The organism is Aquimarina celericrescens, assembly GCF_042682765.1.
GTDB lineage: Bacteria > Bacteroidota > Bacteroidia > Flavobacteriales > Flavobacteriaceae > Aquimarina > Aquimarina celericrescens.
Genome location: NZ_JBHUHY010000011.1, coordinates 99,371 through 117,307 on the forward strand (window position 1 = coordinate 99,371; position 17,937 = coordinate 117,307).

Here is a 17,937-nt window from a genome sequence, read left to right on the forward strand (position 1 = left end):
TGTTATTTTTTAATTATTTTTATTTTTTAAAATGATGACTTCCTTAAAGTTTTTTTCTACTTTCTTAATAAGCTTATTTAGTTCTTTTTGCTGTTCGAGTGTAAGAAGTATAAATTTCTGATCGATATTAAATTCATAGATGATCCTGTTTTTTTGTTGAGTATAAGTTATGGAGCAACTAAAAAGGTCATTAGATATATTAAAATTCGATGGAATATATTCAACTACTTTGTCTTCTGGGATCTCTAGTACAGTAATGAGTTTTTCATTAGACTTATAACGATATTCTTTATCATTTTTACGATCGGCTTTTGATTTAAACTCACTTAGATTTCTACGCAGGTTTAGATTGACAAATGTTTCATCTTCAAGACTATTTACATAATCTTTGATATTAAATGTATACTCAACTATAAAATCCTTGTCATAATGATATTTGTTTATTTCTTTGAAATCATCTACCAAAAATTTATTGTTTCCTTTTCTAAATTCACGTATATACATATCCTTTACATCCTTTTCATTTTTCTGTGCCTCTAAAGCATTAAAAAAATCTATCTTAGGATATCCTGATAATTTGAAATTCCCTAAACCTTTTATAACATTATCTTCAATCTTTATAAAAGTAGAGTCTATTATTGTGTTTCGTTGTGAATCTACAATAGGGACTTCTTTAATTAGAAAGTCTTTCTCACTAATAGAAATCAACGCTTCTTTTCCCTGGATGAAAGACGAAGGCATATCTATAGGAATGTATCGGCCTGTGGCATCCAAAAAATACATATCTTCTCCATCCATATAAGTCAATATCATATGATTATCTACTGCTGGTGTAGGTACATCATTATATTTATAGGGAATACTTCTTGTTCCGATCCAGGTAAGATTACCGGTTAAACCTGCTATATCAAGCATTTTGTAAAGAATACTGGAGTTATCCTTACAATCGCCGTATTTCTTATTAAAAACATCATTTGCTTCTCGTGGTATAAAACCACCCAAAGCATACTCAAAAGCTATATACTTTATGTTCTCTTGAACCCAATAATAAATGGCCTTTACCTTTTCTAAATCGGTTTTCTTATTCTGAGTCAGAATAGTTACTATTTTCTTAAGTTCTTCATCAGCTTCTTCTGTGTTAATATTTTTAACCAAGGAGTAATACCAATTGTATAAATCGGTAACATTTTCTAGCAGTTTTACATTTTTCCCTTCTGTCTTATATTCTGTTATTATTGGTATGATATGAGGAAAGGTATTTCTAAAATTAGGCGCACCAGAGTCCAAATTATATTCATCAATATTGTTAGCCTCCCATGTATAAATATTCTTTCCTCTTTTTTCTTTTTCGGTAAAATTGATATCTACTCCGCTAGTATTAAATTCTTTAAACTTAAGTGAAATATCTTTATCCACACTTATGGTGACCTTACTCTTTACAATAGGTTTGAAATCAGCAAAATAAAACGAGTTCAAAAACCTTGGGTTTTTGATTCTTTCTCTATATTTAAGCTTTGATTTGGCTCCTGGTTGTAAACCTGGATAAATAAAGTTGATTGACTTACTATCATCATAAAAAGATCGATCCATTTCATCTTTTTCTACAAAATCCTTAACCTCTAACTCATTATATTTACCATTTTCGTATAGTAGCGAAGAAGCTTCTAAAGACTCAATATCAAAAAATGAAGAGTAATTAATTGATCTTTTGGAACCATAAGTAGCAGCTTGATCTAAATATAAATCTTCTTCTAAGATATCCTGAGTGATTAAAATCTCATCGTCTTTTAAACTAATATCGATTTTTCTTTCTTCTAACAACCTAACTGCATGAGCATTAGGATATTTTGTTTTGTACAATTCGTATACCGGTGATTTTTGTGCTTTAACATAAATGGGCGACAGCAAGATCATCCCTAGAATAATTAAGATCTTCTTCATAATCATTGTTTACTTTTCTCGAATATCGTTAAAATACAATTGTTCTATAACAAGCTCCCCATTTTCATCAAAATATTGAGTTGCTCCACTACGACTATCGTGTACGTAGTTTCTCTCTTCTTTTAGTTTACCATTGGTATGGTATTTCTTGTATTTACCATGTAAAAGATTGTAATTATAACTTATTTCCTTCTTAAGAGAGCCATTTGGATAATAAAAAGTATAGGTACCATGGTTATCCCCATTCTTATAGTTTGCATGTCGTTCTAATTGACCTGAATAATAGTATGCCTTGAATTCATTGACGAATATGCCATTTTTAAACTCCATTTCAATAGATGGTTTTCCATTATCGAAGTAAGCTTTAACAGGTCCTGTAAAATTTTCTAGAGCAATCATTGGCTTCAGTTTTCCGGTTTCATCATTATAGCTATACCCTATAATTTTATCATTATGATAATATCTTATCAACTGCAATTTACCTTCAGGGCTAAAAAATCTTCTCTCTCCATGAATTTTACCATTCTTGTATTGAATTGTTCTAGTAAGGCTGCCTTCCTCGGTATATGTTTTAGAAATACCGTGCATTTCTCCATATTCAAAATTATATTTTTTTTCTAATTGTCCATCCTCATAATATTCTTTCCATTCTCCTGTAGCTTCACCCTGATCATAGTCTCCTTGCATACTGATCTGACCATTGTCAAAATACCATGTCCAGGTACCATGAAATTTACCGTTGAAATATGTTCCTTCAATAATTTTATTTCCTTCAAAATTATATCTCTCATAATTTCCATGCTTAATACCATAAAGATAGTCGGTAGACGACCGTATTTTACCGTTATAATGATTTACAGATATGGTATATTCTTTTTCCTCCTGATTGTATTTTATTTCCTGAAATTTGCTGCCATCTGGTCTATGAACTATTTCTGAAACTAACTCCCCAAACTTATAAACCATGGTCGAAAATAACTTACCTTCAACACTATATGATTCCTGAATACCATGCAATCGCCCTTTATGATAAAAATTCTTCTCTTTCAATTTACCATCATTATAATAAGAAATCCAAGTACCTTGACTAGCATCATCCTTATGCCAACCTTGTCTGGCTATGTTTCCATTTTTATAATATTGAACATAATATCCTACTAGAGAATCATTTTTATATTCGGTAACAGCCTTTTTTTTACCAGATTTGTAGAACTCATAATATTTATCTTGTAACATATTATCTGTATATGTTCCCTTATCTACCAAAACTCCGTCTTCATAATATTTCCATTCGTCTTTCTTTCCTCCTTTTACATCATACATGCCCTCTGTTTCCATATCGCCCAAAGGAGAATACCCCTGATAATAAAACGTTCCTTTTTTCTTTTTTCCCTCTTTTATAATTTCTCCAGTCTTTTTAAAGTATGTATATGCGATAAACTCATTATTTCTGTAAACAAACTCATTATGCAACTTTCCATCGATATCGTACTCTTTATAAATACCATCTAATTCTCCAATATTATAAGTAAACTCCTTCATAATGGTCTCGTCGGGATAATATACTTTCCAGTTGCCGTCGTAATATCCTTTCGATGCAGTTCCTACTTCAGATTTCGTGCCATTTTTATGATAAGTTATATACGCTCCTTCATAAAGTCCCTCAACATAATTACGCTCTGCTTTTAGCACGCCATTATTAAAATACTCTTGCTCGGTTCCATTGATTTTACCGTTTATATAGGTTCTCTTTTTGAAAACTTTTCCGTTTGGGTGGTACTGTACTAATTCTCCATCTGGATCGCCATTTTTGTAGTTTAATTGGTACTTTGGTGTAAATTCGCCTAGTGGATAGTAAGAATTATATGTGCCATCGAGTTTATCATTAGAGAATACTTTTTTCTCAACCAACGCTCCTTTGTCATTGTACGTTTTATATTCACCATCTAGTGTTCCATCTTTGTAATAACATTCTGTTTTTATCCTTCCATCATCATAATAAGAAGTATATTTCCCGTTGATTAATCCATTGGTATAGCTTTCTCTATCAGAAATTTTACCTTGATCATTATACCATATCCATTCTCCTATTCTTTTTCCTTTTTCATCAAATTTACCTTTCCCGGTAAGTCTTCCTTGCTCGTTGTAAATTTCCCAATTCCCAATTTTTTTCCCTTCTTTGCTTATGCCGACAGCTTGCAATGTATATTCATCAAATACATGCGATACCATTTGATTTTTACCTTCAAACACCTGTTTATTATTCACACTCATTACTTCTTCCCATTTGCTGTACGCCAAATCGATGAACGTTTCAATTTCTGAAGTGTTTTTATCAATAATTTTCTTGAACTCTGGATTCTGTATAGAATAAGAAATGGTGTATGTAAAGTTGTCAAAATGATCATTCTCAAAAATCCACTGGTAAAAGGGAACATATTTTTTATCCCAAAAACCATCATTACCCTCATAATCTTCTAACTGCTCAAAAAGTGCATGATTTTGTTTCGTTAATGCAATTTTGATCTTATTCTTGATTTTGTAGTTCGTATTAAGAGCAATTCTATTATTAATTATTAAATCGATATCCTCAAATGTTTCATCATCTGGTGATATTATAAACCCTTTGGGTTTGGCCTCATTTTGCTTTGACACAGAAGTATTCAAAGAACTTAACATGCTAAATGATTTTTCTCCATCTGGATGTAACAAAAGATACATATCCAGCGCCATTAAAGCCTGACTGATCTTCTTTTCTAAATAGCAGATTTTACCTAACTGCAAATGGCTATCTGCATAAAAAGGATTAAGAGTAATGGCCTGAATATAGTTTTTGATAGCCTCTCCAGGTTTTTCTAGCTTCTCATAAATTATAGCTTTATTATAGAAAAGTATATGATTTTTTGGAAACTCTTTAATAGCTTCATCATATAGCTTCAGTGCTTCTTCGAAACGCTCTGATCTGAGAAATGCAACCCCTTTATTAAGAAGAAATGAATACCTTTCTTCACCGTCTACAATTTTTAATCCTTTGTTGGTCACCTTTATTGCATCCTCATATTTTTTTTGCTCAAGAAGATAATATGATTTTGTTACCAGTGTAGACTCATACAATGAGTCATTTGGATTAATTTTATCAAGATATTCAACCATTTTAGAATATTCTTGTTTTTCTTCCAACTCAGAAATTTTATCTATGAGATTGTCGTAGTTGATATACTCAATTTTTTCTTGAGCATAAAAAAGAGTAGACGCCATTAACGTCACAAATAGCATTGTTTTTTTCATAAAACGAATTAAAGTTGAGTAGACGAAGTGTGTAAAGAAACGATAATTTTTAACCTTTTATTATGTTTCTGAGTTACGTTTGAGTTATACAAACATAAAATAAAATTACCAAATGAGCCATAACAACAAAGCTAATATCTACTTGAATGATTAATGGCGATTCCATACCTACACTAAGCAAAGTCAAAGTGTGATAACTAAAAAACAACAAATATAGATAAGTGAAACTCATAAATTTTTATCAACACAATCATGATTTTTATAACCATTTATCTTTAGTTTCCGATATTTGGCCAAAAACAAATCTTGAAAAGAATCCTATTACTCTTTGCTTTAGCATCAACTTTTACGGTATTCCCACAATTTCAAATTACGGGAATCGTTTTAGATAATTCGAATAATGCTCCTGTAGAAAATGTAAGAATTATTGATAAAACTTCTGAAAAGGAGGTATTTACTGACGCAACAGGCTCTTTTACCATCACTACTTTAGGCAATATTGAAGTTTCTAAAGAAGGCTATTTTATGGAGTATATACTAATTACCAAAAGTGATCAAATTACAATTACTCTGACTCAAAAAATAACCAATCTGGAAGAAGTAATCATCAATGACCTTTCTATTCCTGATCAATATAAAAAATCACCTGAATCAGTATCATTACTTTCTTCTGAAGATATAAACCGTGGAAATCCTTTGGAATTGCATCCAATTCTTAATCGTGCCCCTGGTGTATTTATGCAAAGTGGAACCCCAAATACCAATCGAATCACAATTAGAGGTATAGGAGCCCGAAATCTATTCGGCACAGCAAATATAAGAGCCTATTTTGGTGATATTCCGCTAACCGACGGAAATGGAGAATCCTCGATAGAGGATTTAGAACTCGCAGCATTATCAGACATAGAGATACATAAAGGACCTTCTTCCAGTAGTTATGGTGTGGGATTAGGAGGAACAATATTACTAAAACCACAGTACAACATGGATAATTCTAAAAGAGGCTATCTATCGTCTACTTTTGGAAGTTATGGATTGCGTAGAATTCTTGCCAAAGCTTCTGTAAGCGAAGAAAATTCTAGTTTAACTATTCTTTATAGTAATACTCACACCGATGGATATAGAGATAACAATACATATGATCGAAACACAGTAACACTTACCTCAGGTTTTGATTTGGGAAAGAAAAACCACTTTTCAATATTGGCAAATTACGTTCATCTTGAAGCGGGGATCCCGAGTTCTTTGAATCAAGAAGATTATGATACAGATCCAAGACAAGCTGCATTTACCTGGGGACGATCTCAAGCGTTTGAAGAGGTACACTACGGAATACTGGGAATCTCCTGGAAACATAGCTATACTAAAAAACTTACTCAAAATACTAGTGTTTTTACTTCTTTCAGAAATAACGATGAGCCTCGACCTTTTAATATTCTAGACGAGAGTACCAAAACTGTAGGAATTCGAACTAGGGTACTAAGTAATAGTAAGTTGTTACAAAAAGAATTGAATTGGACTCTTGGCGGAGAACTATTTTTTGACACCTACAACGGAAAAACTTTTCAAAATCTTTATGAAGACTTTCCGGTGGGCACTGGGAGTGTAAAAGGCGATCAACTTTCTAATCTTGACGAAAAACGTTATTACTATAATCTTTTTGGTGAGGCTAACTATATCTTTAATAAAAAACTTCGATTCAATTTAGGACTTCACCTTAACCAAACCTTTTTTGATATTGAAGATCGATTTCTTTCTGATGGTGAAGATAGTTCTGGCCAATATGATTTCGACCCTATATTTTCGCCTAAGTTTGGAGTTAATTTCGAACTCAATCAAAGTATTATTCTATTTGGAAACATAGCACATGGTTTCTCTACACCTACTACAGCAGAAACGTTGTTGCCTGATGGTATTTTTAACCCAGATATCAAACCAGAAATTGGCTGGAATTATGAAATAGGAACTCGATACACTTTCTTTAATAAATTGAGAGGTTCATTATCCCTTTATACTCTTAGAGTTAGTGATCTATTGGTTTCGAGAAGAACTACAGAAGATAATTTTTTTGCTGTTAATGCTGGAAAAACTACTCATAATGGTCTAGAAGCAGAAATAAACTATACCGTGATTAAAAGAATACCTTACCAATTGAATTTCTTCATAAATGTTTCTATTCACGACTATACATTCGACGAATTTGTAGATCTGGATGATGATTTTTCTGGGAACGATCTTACCGGTGTGCCTTCAGAAGTAATAAATTTGGGTCTTGATTTTCTATCTGAAAAAGGTTTTTACGGAAATCTTAATTTTCAAACCGTTGGAAAAATTCCCGTCAATGATGCCAACTCTGTTTTTAGTAATTCCTATGAACTATTACATGGTAAAATTGGTTTTAAGAATAGCTTAGGAAAACATCTTTTTTATAATATTTTTCTAGGAGCTAACAACATCTTAGATACAAAATACGCATCTCAAGTTCAGATCAATGCCAGGGGATTCGGAGGAAATGCTCCCAGATATTTTTATCCCGGATTACCTTTCAATATCTATGGAGGGATTAACATAAATTATAGATTATAAATAATATTTTATCGTATTTTTCCTGATAGAATGAAAATTTGTACAAGAAATAGATGTAACTACTAATTTCAATTTTAGTTGAAACAAGTACTATGCAAATTCTCTTTGTCAACTAAAAAATAATCAGATGAAACGAACATTAATAAATTTTAAAAGTTTCTTCACAAAAGGAAATGTTTAAAATTTTTAATGTGAGAGCGTAGCGATTACATACGTTCTTAATTTTTTAATTTATTTATTTTCAATTAATTAAAAACATTTAAATGCATGAAATTATCTTCATTTTTAATTCTTTTGGCGACAGTGTTTTCAGCCTGTGCTCAAGAAACAAAGGAAAATGACATTGCGCTTGAAGCCGATCCAAAAAATTATACAACAGAACTGGTTGTTCCAGAATTACAAATTCCATGGGGAATGACATGGTTACCCGACGGAAGCATGCTTATTACAGAAAAAAGTGGGGAACTTATTCATTTTAAGGATGGAAATAAAACTTTTATAGGCAATGTTCCCGAAGTATACAATAGAAATCAGGGAGGTTTATTAGACATAGAATTACATCCAAAATATAAAGAAAATGGTTGGATCTACATTACTTATTCTTCTAAAGAAGGCACAGAAAAAGGTGGTAATACTGCTTTAATAAGAGCCAAATTAGAAAACAATCGATTAACGAATATAGAGAAATTATATAAGGGGACTCCCAATACTACTAAAGGACATCATTTTGGATCTCGAATAGAATTTGACAATGATGGGTTTTTGTATTTCTGTATTGGAGATAGAGGAAATCGAGATGTAAATCCACAAGATATCACTAGAGATGGTGGTAAAATTTACCGCTTACATGATGACGGTAGTATCCCAAAAAACAATCCGTTCGTAAATGAAAAAAATGCTAAAAAAGCAATATTTTCTTACGGGCATCGCAATCCGCAAGGTATGGCTATACACCCAGATGGTACGATATGGGTGCATGAACATGGTCCTCGAGGGGGCGATGAGATCAATCCCATCAAAAAAGGAGTTAATTATGGATGGCCCGTAATTACATACGGTATCAATTACAGTGGAACTCAAATCACAGATATGACCCAAAAACAAGGTATGGAACAGCCCCTTTATTATTGGGTACCTTCTATCGCTCCAAGTGGGATGGATTTTGTTACCAGTGATAAATATCCTGAATGGAAAAACGATTTGCTTGTTGGTTCACTAAAATTTCAGTATTTAGAATTGGTGGAGCTAACTAATGACAAAGTAACTGGTAGAAAAAAACTATTAGAAGACATAGGACGCGTTAGAAATGTGAGACAAGGGCCAGATGGCTTTATCTATGTAGCTGTAGAAAACAAAGGTATAGTGAAAATAATACCAGAAGCTAAATAACAGTTTTATATAAAGCATTAAAAAACTATCCAAGTGAAAAAAAATTTAAACCGATTCTTTCTTGTAGGGATGATTATGAGTATTGTGACTATTTCCATTGCAGCCCAGCAAGAAAAAACAAAGAATGTTTATGTATCTGACTTCAAATCAGATATCCAGGAATCTAAATTATCAGAAAGTATTGCACGCGGTAGAGAAATTTATAGCGATTTCTGTATGCAGTGCCATCTTTCAGACGGAAAAGGAACCCCGAAGGTATTTCCACCACTTGCCGGATCTGATTGGTTAGTCAATAAACGAAAAGAGAGTATCCATTCAATTAAATATGGTTTAAACGGACCTATTAAAGTAAATGGAGAATCTTATAACAGTGCCATGACACCTTTAGGTCTTGAAGATGAAGAAATCGCAGATGTGATGAACTATATTATGAACAGTTGGGGAAATACTCAAAAAAAGATGGTAACAGTCGAAGAAGTTGCAAGTATAGAGAAATAACCCGTAGTGATTTTGCGTTATTAACACTATTCTATTATTACCGCACAAATGAGGGCTAAACTAGTATCAACCAAATTATTGATAAGGCTATTGGCATTTTGTACAATGCTTTTAAACCTATCTCTGGTTACTGCCCAAAATCAAGAAATTTCTCCCAATAGATATCGATTTAAATATCGATCAGAATTGTATAAAGGTACCAGGCTTCAAATAACTTCAAAATTAAAGGCCTTAAAAAACGACTCAAAATTTGTAGGCATTCCTGATGTAATAGAAGAAGAACTCAACACTCTTTTTACAGCAACCAAAAAACAAGCCATACCAAAATATTACAAAAAACACGCTATCATATTTTTGGACGCTCTTTATAATTATGAAGATTTTGCAAAAGTTTATGAAAACAGCCTCAATGCAGTAGTAAAAAAAGTAAAAAAAGACATGTATAGGGTTGACTTTAAATTTGAACGAGAATTTACAAAAGCCAAGGTGATTTTGGATCGTAAAATAAAAGAAGATGTAACCAACCTCGAGAAATTTGATCAAGCTAAAAAAGAATTTGCCGATAGTCAAACCAAATTATTATGTCATCGATGGATGAAGAGGAAATTTGAAAAGTATAAAGGTATAGACATTGTTAAGAATCCAGACGAACTTATGAAGGCATTCAAGAAAACGGAAGCTGTACAGGTCTATAAACTTTATAACTCCAATAAAATTGAAAAAATACAATCTTATTTAGAAAATCAAATCATCGATTTTTACTATAAAAAGTCTTTACCTGAAATTAATCCAAAGACACTTGACTTTCAATACATTACTAAAATGTAAATTAAGTTAAAGAATGATTTGGCTTGTTAGGGAGCTTGTCTTGGTGTAACAGTTTTTGCACTAAAAAACTTCTCATAATAATTTAATAGGAAATTCCCTAAACTCTTTTAATTTAGGATGATTCGGTTCTAATTCGGTGATTAAAGTATCAACCTCGGTTAAATCGCAGGTTTTATAACACTGTGATGTATTTAATTTTTCTGATATCGTAGGTACTATTACTTTTTTTGAAGCTGCAATCATTGCTTTTTTCATTTGTACCACATCCCAATCAAATTCTGTAAGTCCGTTTTGGAAATCAATATACCCTGTTCCTATAAAACCGATATCTACTTTAACTTGTGATATATCATAAATTGCTTTTCCACCAGTCGTAATTTTCGCCTCTTTTGATAGTTTACCTCCAATAAAAATAACCTCGGCATTAGGGTGTAAAATAAGTTGCATTGCTATAGGTAAGCTTGGTGTAAAAACTGTGATTTTTAATTTAGAAGGTAACACCCTCGCCATTTCCAAATTTGTAGTACCTCCGCTAATTAATATAACGCTGCGATTCGGAATTAAAGAAATGGCTTTTTCGGCAATACGAGATTTTTTTTCGTGTAGGTAAATATTTTGCTCTTTATAATTATGCAGCGCAAAGCCAAGAGATACCGCTCCCCCGTGTACCTTTTTTAAAGTTCCCAGTGCATCCAATTCTTTAACATCTCTTCTGGCGGTATCTATGGATACATCCAGTTTATCAGACAAATCCGATAATGAAACCCTACTGTGGATTCGTACCTCATTAACAATGACGCGTTGGCGTTCTTCTTTAAGCATACATATTCTCTAATTGCAGTTTTTTGCTATATTTTAACAACAAATATAGTAATTAACCTGATATTGTTAATAAAATAGGAAATAAAAACGGCAAAATAATGCAAATATTAAATTTAATACTATTATTTTAGTAGAGGCTTATACATCACATAGTTTTCACACATAAAATCCATTGCTCATGGAAATGCTTTCTAAGGATACCACACCAGAGTATCTTCTTGATCCAGAATCAAAGAAATATGAAAAAATAGAAGCATCGATTTACGAGAGTTCTGAAAAAGCATCACGCTATCTAGCCAACGAAATAGCCAAACTTATTAAAGAAAATTCAGATCTTGGCAAGCACACAGTTCTGGGATTGGCTACAGGTTCTAGTCCAACCAAAGTATACGAATATTTGGTAGCACTTCACAAAGACGAGGGATTAAGTTTCAAAAATGTAATCACATTTAATCTTGACGAATACTATCCTATCCATCCAGAATCATTACAAAGTTATGTTCGGTTTATGAACGAACATCTTTTCGACCATATAGATATTGACCGAAAGAATATTCATATTCCCGATGGCACTTTACCTATTGATCAAATAAAACAAGCGTGTGAAGCCTATGAAAACCTAATCCAACATTATGGAGGAATCGATATTCAGATATTAGGTATTGGTAGAACAGGACATGTAGGATTTAATGAACCTGGATCATCGATAAGCAGTAAAACTCGTTTGATACGTTTGGATAAAGTTACCCGACTTGATGCTGCCAGTGATTTTTTTGGAGAAGAAAATGTCCCTGCAAGAGCCATAACAATGGGTGTAGGAACTATCATGGCCGCCAAAAAGATATTCTTATTAGCTTGGGGAGAAGGAAAAGCCAATATTATCAATCAGTCTATCGAAGGAGAAATCACTGACTTCATCCCGGCAACTTTCCTTCAAAAACATAACAATTGTACTTTTATCATTGATGAGGCTGCAGCTTCAGAACTTACCCGAGTAAAGACTCCTTGGTTGGTCTCTGATTGTCACTGGAACAATACCTTGATTAAAAGAGCTGCTATTTGGCTTTCAGAAAAGCTGGATAAGGCATTATTAAAACTTACCAATGAAGATTACAATGAATTTGGTATGGGTAGCCTAATTGCTGAAATAGGTTCTGCAGAGGAGATTAACCTAAGCGTATTTAATCAACTACAACGCACCATTACAGGTTGGCCCGGAGGGAAGCCAAGAGTTGATGATTCCAATAGACCAGAACGTGCAGAACCCTATCCAAAAACTTCATTAATATTTAGTCCGCATCCCGATGATGATGTAATCTCTATGGGAGGTACATTAATAAGGTTGGTAGATCAGGGACACGATGTGCATATCGCATACCAAACTTCTGGTAATATTGCGGTATTTGATGATGAAGTAATACGCTTTCTCGATTTTACAAGGGATGTCGTTAAAAACCAACAAGCCAGTAAAGAACTTTCTACGCTTTTAAAAGAAGTACGGCATTTTATCAAAAATAAGTCCCCTGGAGATATTGATACTCCCGAAATTCAAAATTTTAAAGGATTGATAAGAAAAGGAGAAGCATTATCTGCCTGCAGGTATTGTGATGTGTTAGAAGAAAATGCACATTTTCTAAACCTTCCGTTTTATGAAACCGGAGCCATTAAAAAGAAACCTCCCGGGGAAGAAGATATACAAATTACCTATGATTTATTACAAAAAATAAAACCCCATCAAATTTTTGCTGCAGGAGATCTCTCTGATCCTCATGGCACCCATAGAGTTTGCCTCAAAATTATTTACGAAGCTATTGATCGACTTGTTAAGGAAAATGTTCCATGGATCAATACTACGTATGTTTGGTTATATCGCGGCGCCTGGCAAGAATGGGACATCTCTGATATGGAGATGGCAGTCCCCATTGGACCCAAAGATATGGCCCGTAAACGCAGTGCAATATTTAAGCATCAATCCCAAAAGGATAGTGCTATGTTTCCTGGCAATGACGATCGCGAATTTTGGCAACGCGCAGAAGAGCGAAACAAATCTACTGCTGCAAAGTATAACAAACTTGGGCTTCCAGAGTACGAAGCCATTGAGGGATTTGTGCGATACAAATTCTAAGAACACATTTTGAGTTCAAAAAGTATGAGATAATTCTAAACACAATTATATGAGAAATAGGGGCAAATTATTACGGGGAATGCCCGTAAAGAAAATAGTAAGTCTATTGCTATTTATGATATTATATGCTGCAGTACATGCGCAGAACAATTTTTACACCATCTCGGGAACGGTTACAGATCAAGCCACTGGAATACCAGTCCCAGGAGTATCAATATATATTGAGGGTTCTTCATCTGGAAGTGTATCAGACTTTGACGGAAAATATACGTTCACTGCTTCAACGACATCTGGGCAATATCAATTGACTGCAAGTTCGTTGGGATACTCTACTCAAAAAATCACAATCAACTTAGGTTCAGAAACAGAAATTATACAAGATTTTCAGATTACTGAAGATTTATTAAGCCTGGACGAAGTGATTGTTACGGGTAGCTCATTTGGAGTTAATAAAAGAACATTAGGTAATGCTATTTCCTCTGTAAAAGCTGAAGAGCTTGTTAATAATGGGGCAATTGCTATCGATCAGGCTCTTGCAGGTAAAACTACCGGAGCTTTGGTACAACAAAATTCTGGTGATCCTGCCGGGGGTATTAGCATACGTCTAAGAGGTGCAAGTACTATTGCGGGTTCATCTGATCCATTATATATAATAGATGGAGTATTTGTAAATAATTCATCTAATGACCTTATAGATCTTGGGGGAAATAGTCAAAACAGGCTTGCAGATATTAATCCTAATGATATTGAGAAAATTGAAATTGTAAAAGGAGCTGCAGCTGCAGCTATTTACGGATCTCGAGCGAGTAACGGGGTCATACAAATATTCACCAAAAGAGGAAAAACAGGGAAACCTAGAATCAATTTTTCTACCAGTATAAGAATTAATGAGCTTCGCAAAGAAATTGATTATAACGAAGTGCCCTTATCCTGGGAAGACCCTTTTGATAGAAACAACTTGAATACGTTACCTGCGCAGCGATACAATTATCAAGATGAAATTTATACCACCGCTACAGGTACAGAAACCTTTCTATCTGCCTCGGGAGGTACTGATAAGACTACGTATTTCATGTCTGGTTCATTTTTGGATAATGGTGGGATTGTAAGAGGCACCAATTTCCAAAGATTTGGTTTTAAAGTTAACGTCGAACAAAAACTTGCTGATTGGATCACTGCAAATATTGGACTTAATTATATTCGAAGTGAAAGTGAAGATATGCCAAACGGAGGCATTAATTCTGCTTATGGAGCGATTACAGGTTTTTTATTTTCAGATAATTCTATAAACCCTGCTCCTAATGAAAGTGGTGTTTACCCTGTAACATCACTCTTAGTTCCCAGGACCAATCCTGCAGAAGCTGTTAATAGGTTCGATTTTGGGCAAATCACAAATCGAACAATAACGAATATTGGTTTCAAAGCACAACTAACCGATGAGTTGTCTTCTAATTATACGTTAGGGATTGATTCATACAACCAATCTGGAAAAGCATTTATTCCTAGAGAAAATACATCTACACAACCTGATGGATTCTCTAGAAGAGCAGATGTTAATGTATTTCAATATAATAGTGATCTCAATTTTAGTTATAATACCAACCTTTCATCTGCGATTACTTCTTCTACTGTTCTAGGAGGTTCTTGGCAATACGAAAAAACAGAATCAGTTGCTATAAGCGCTACAGGACTTGTTCCTATTGTGCAAGTGCCTACCGCAGGAGAAATATTGACACAAGGGGAATCCAGAACAGAAATATCGTACTGGGGTACATTCTTACAACAAACCTTTGGCTTCAAAGAGAAATTATTTATCAACGGTGCGATCAGACTAGATGGAGCCTCTGTATTTGGTAAAGACGAAAGAAATCAGGTATTTGGAAAAGCAAGTATCTCCTATCTAATTTCTTCTGAAGATTTTTGGAAAGACACTTTTGGTAGTGCCATAAACACATTTAAACTAAGGGCTTCTTGGGGTCAGGCAGGAAATCTAACCGCATTAGGGTTTGATTCTCGCTTATCGGTCTTTGATCCCATTTCAATATCAGGCAGTAATGGATTAGTACCAGATACCAAGCAGGGAAACGAAAATGTAGCTCCAGAGCGTCAGGATGAAATTGAGTTTGGGATAGATGCCAGTTTTATCAATAACCGCGTAGGACTTGAATTTACATACTATCAACAAGAAGTCTCAGATCTGCTACTTGAGAGAGAGCTTTCTCCATCCACAGGTTTTGGGACAAGATTCGAGAATATTGGTAGCTTAGAAAATAAAGGTTTTGAGGTCTTGCTGAGGTTTGCCCCTTTTAAGGGAAAAGATTTCTCCTGGGATATCACTACAACTTTTACCAAAAATGAAAATGAGGTTACTGATGTTCCGGCAGAGCAAATACCGCTGGGAGGTAGTTTTGGTACTAATTTTGTTATAGAAGGCGAACCTTTGGGTGTATTCTATAGACAATATTATGCAAGAAATCCTGATGGTAGTCTATTATTGACCCCCGATGGATTTCCACAGGTAGAAAGAGGAGACGCTGCAACACAAACTCCTATAAGAGACAGCAATGGTCAACCTTCTGGCTCAACCTTGAGCAAAGTTATCGGAGACCCTAACCCTGAATGGTTTGGATCATTGATTAATGAGTTTTCTTATAAAAATCTTGGACTAAGGATTCAATTGGATGCCGTACAAGGGTATGATGTTTTTAACTGGAACCGCAGATTACTAGATAATGCCATTTTTGGCGGAGGTGCTCAGGCAGGTCGTGAATTGGCCGGTGAAATCCCTAAAGGAACGGGTGGCGTTCAAGCCGGAATTTTTGAAGAGTTTGTTGAAGATGGTTCTTTTGTTAAACTTAGAGAAGTAGCGTTAAGCTATAACTTTACTCCAAAAAGTTTAGGTATCGATAATCTTAAAATAAGTTTTATTGGTAGAAACTTAATCTCATGGGATAGCTACTCAGGTTGGGATCCAGAAATTAATACTGCCGGACAAAGTAACGGCGTACGAGGTTTTGATTTTGCAGGTGTTCCTATACCGAGAACATATCAAATAAGTGTAAACGCAAGTTTCTAATTAAAATGAAAACAATCATGAAAACATTTATAAAGAGCAAGTACGCATTAATCTTATTGGCTGTTACATTGCTGATTTCTTGTGAAACAGATTTTGAAAATCCCAATTCTGCAACCGACGAACAAGTCTTCTCCTCTAGAGAAGGTATTTTTGCTGCTACTGTAGGAATGAGGCAATTATACTCCACCAATGGATTACGTTTTATAATTGAAACCCCTGCAATAACTACTAGAGAAGGTGGTATCACCACTACCTTTCAAAATATGATAGAACTAGAAGATGGTGGTGCAAATCTGCCAAACTTCAACTCAAACGTACAAGGTCTTTGGTTCAATTTGCTTAGAGTAATGAAACTTAGCGAAGATATCATTAACGCCACTCCCACGATAGAATTAGAAGACGGTACAGCCAGTGGACTAATTGCATACGCCAAACTCTTTAAAGCCATATGTATTGGGGGACTGAGCCAACATTACGAAAATGTGATTATACAAACCAGTAATGATAATCAGGCTCAATTTGTTTCCAGAATTGAAGGATATCAAGAGGCAATACGATTGCTTAATGAAGCATTATCTGAAATACAAAATAATCTTATTTCAGATGAATTTATTGATGAGATTCTAAAAGGAGAGATTGATCTAGAGAACAGTATTCTTGCCATGTTGGCGCGATTTAACCTTTTTGCAGGCAATTATGATGCTGCTATAACTAGTGCAAATAATGTAGATCTAACTAGCACATCAGTTTTTACATATGATGATCAAAATTTCAATCCTATTTGGAATAGGGTAATTCAAGGAGGAGCTCCTAATTTTAAACCTAGAGACAACTTTGGTCTACCCGATTCTTTTGTATTTGAAGGTACTGATGGTAGATTATCTTTTTATTTAGAGCCAGACGACGCCACCAATCAAAATCAATTGCCGATTGAAGAACTAAAAGGTTTTTTCGATGCTATCGATAAATCAATACCACTATATATCCCCGATGAAATGAATCTTATTATTGCTGAGGCAAATTTGAGAAAAACCAATCCAGATATTACTGCAGCTGTGAGCGCTATTAATGAAGTAAGGACAGATACAAATGACCCCCTAGGTATTAATGCCAATATTCCTGAATATATGGGCCCTCTTACTGTTTCAGAATTATTGCTGGAGGTATACCAAAACCGAAGAGCAGAACTTTTTTTAACAGGGATGAGTTTAGAGGATAGTAGAAGGTTCAATAGGCCACAGCCAAGTCCTGCCTCACAGGTATTTTCAGATGAGAGAAATAGAAACTTTTATCCATATCCGGATACCGAGCGCAATAACAATCCCAACACACCAGATGATCCTGCGATCTAATTGAATATATAATTTATCAAATAAAATATAGG

10 protein-coding genes are annotated in these 17,937 nt (G+C 34.2%); 7 read left to right on the top strand and 3 right to left on the bottom strand.

What is annotated here, in order from left to right; all coding sequences use genetic code 11:
* Positions 1-9: 9 nt before the first annotated feature.
* Together ACFSJT_RS11270 and ACFSJT_RS11275 are read right to left on the bottom strand one after the other, a co-directional pair.
* Entirely contained in the window at positions 10-1,941 is a 1,932-nt protein-coding gene (locus ACFSJT_RS11270) for a DUF3857 domain-containing protein (protein ID WP_378320365.1), read from the bottom strand.
* A gap of 9 nt (positions 1,942-1,950) precedes the next feature.
* Positions 1,951-5,229 (bottom strand): tetratricopeptide repeat protein, encoded by a 3,279-nt coding sequence (locus ACFSJT_RS11275; protein WP_378320366.1) that lies wholly within the window; start codon positions 5,227-5,229, stop codon positions 1,951-1,953.
* Between the two features lie 306 nt (positions 5,230-5,535).
* On the opposite strand from ACFSJT_RS11275, the gene ACFSJT_RS11280 reads away from it, so the two are divergent.
* From ACFSJT_RS11280 to ACFSJT_RS11295, 4 genes are all read left to right on the top strand, one after another.
* A complete protein-coding gene (locus ACFSJT_RS11280; RefSeq protein WP_378320367.1) occupies positions 5,536-7,815 on the top strand; it encodes a TonB-dependent receptor domain-containing protein in 2,280 nt (759 codons plus the stop codon).
* Positions 7,816-8,082: 267 nt separating this feature from the next.
* Positions 8,083-9,204 carry a PQQ-dependent sugar dehydrogenase gene (locus ACFSJT_RS11285; RefSeq protein ID WP_378320368.1) on the top strand — a complete coding sequence of 374 codons (1,122 nt, stop codon included), beginning with the start codon at positions 8,083-8,085 and terminating at the stop codon, positions 9,202-9,204.
* A gap of 33 nt (positions 9,205-9,237) precedes the next feature.
* Complete coding sequence (locus ACFSJT_RS11290) at positions 9,238-9,702, top strand: c-type cytochrome (protein ID WP_378320369.1); 465 nt, start codon at positions 9,238-9,240, stop codon at positions 9,700-9,702.
* Between the two features lie 105 nt (positions 9,703-9,807).
* Complete coding sequence (locus ACFSJT_RS11295; RefSeq protein ID WP_378320370.1) at positions 9,808-10,530, top strand: hypothetical protein; 723 nt, start codon at positions 9,808-9,810, stop codon at positions 10,528-10,530.
* Positions 10,531-10,602: 72 nt separating this feature from the next.
* On the opposite strand, the gene ACFSJT_RS11300 is transcribed toward ACFSJT_RS11295, so the two are convergent.
* Positions 10,603-11,352, bottom strand: a complete 750-nt coding sequence (locus tag ACFSJT_RS11300; protein WP_378320371.1) for a DeoR/GlpR family DNA-binding transcription regulator — start codon at positions 11,350-11,352, stop codon at positions 10,603-10,605.
* Between the two features lie 178 nt (positions 11,353-11,530).
* Here ACFSJT_RS11300 and nagB point away from each other — a divergent pair, with 178 nt between their 5' ends.
* From nagB to ACFSJT_RS11315, 3 genes are read left to right on the top strand one after another with little or no spacing between them, the layout of a single operon-like run.
* Positions 11,531-13,477: a glucosamine-6-phosphate deaminase gene (gene nagB / locus ACFSJT_RS11305; protein ID WP_378320373.1), complete on the top strand. Its 1,947-nt coding sequence runs from the start codon at positions 11,531-11,533 to the stop codon at positions 13,475-13,477.
* 49 nt (positions 13,478-13,526) lie between these two features.
* Positions 13,527-16,553: a SusC/RagA family TonB-linked outer membrane protein gene (locus ACFSJT_RS11310; protein ID WP_378320375.1), complete on the top strand. Its 3,027-nt coding sequence runs from the start codon at positions 13,527-13,529 to the stop codon at positions 16,551-16,553.
* A 17-nt stretch (positions 16,554-16,570) separates the two neighbouring features.
* Positions 16,571-17,905, top strand: coding sequence for a RagB/SusD family nutrient uptake outer membrane protein (locus ACFSJT_RS11315; protein ID WP_378320376.1), 1,335 nt, complete (start codon positions 16,571-16,573; stop codon positions 17,903-17,905).
* The last annotated feature ends 32 nt before the right edge of the window (positions 17,906-17,937 follow it).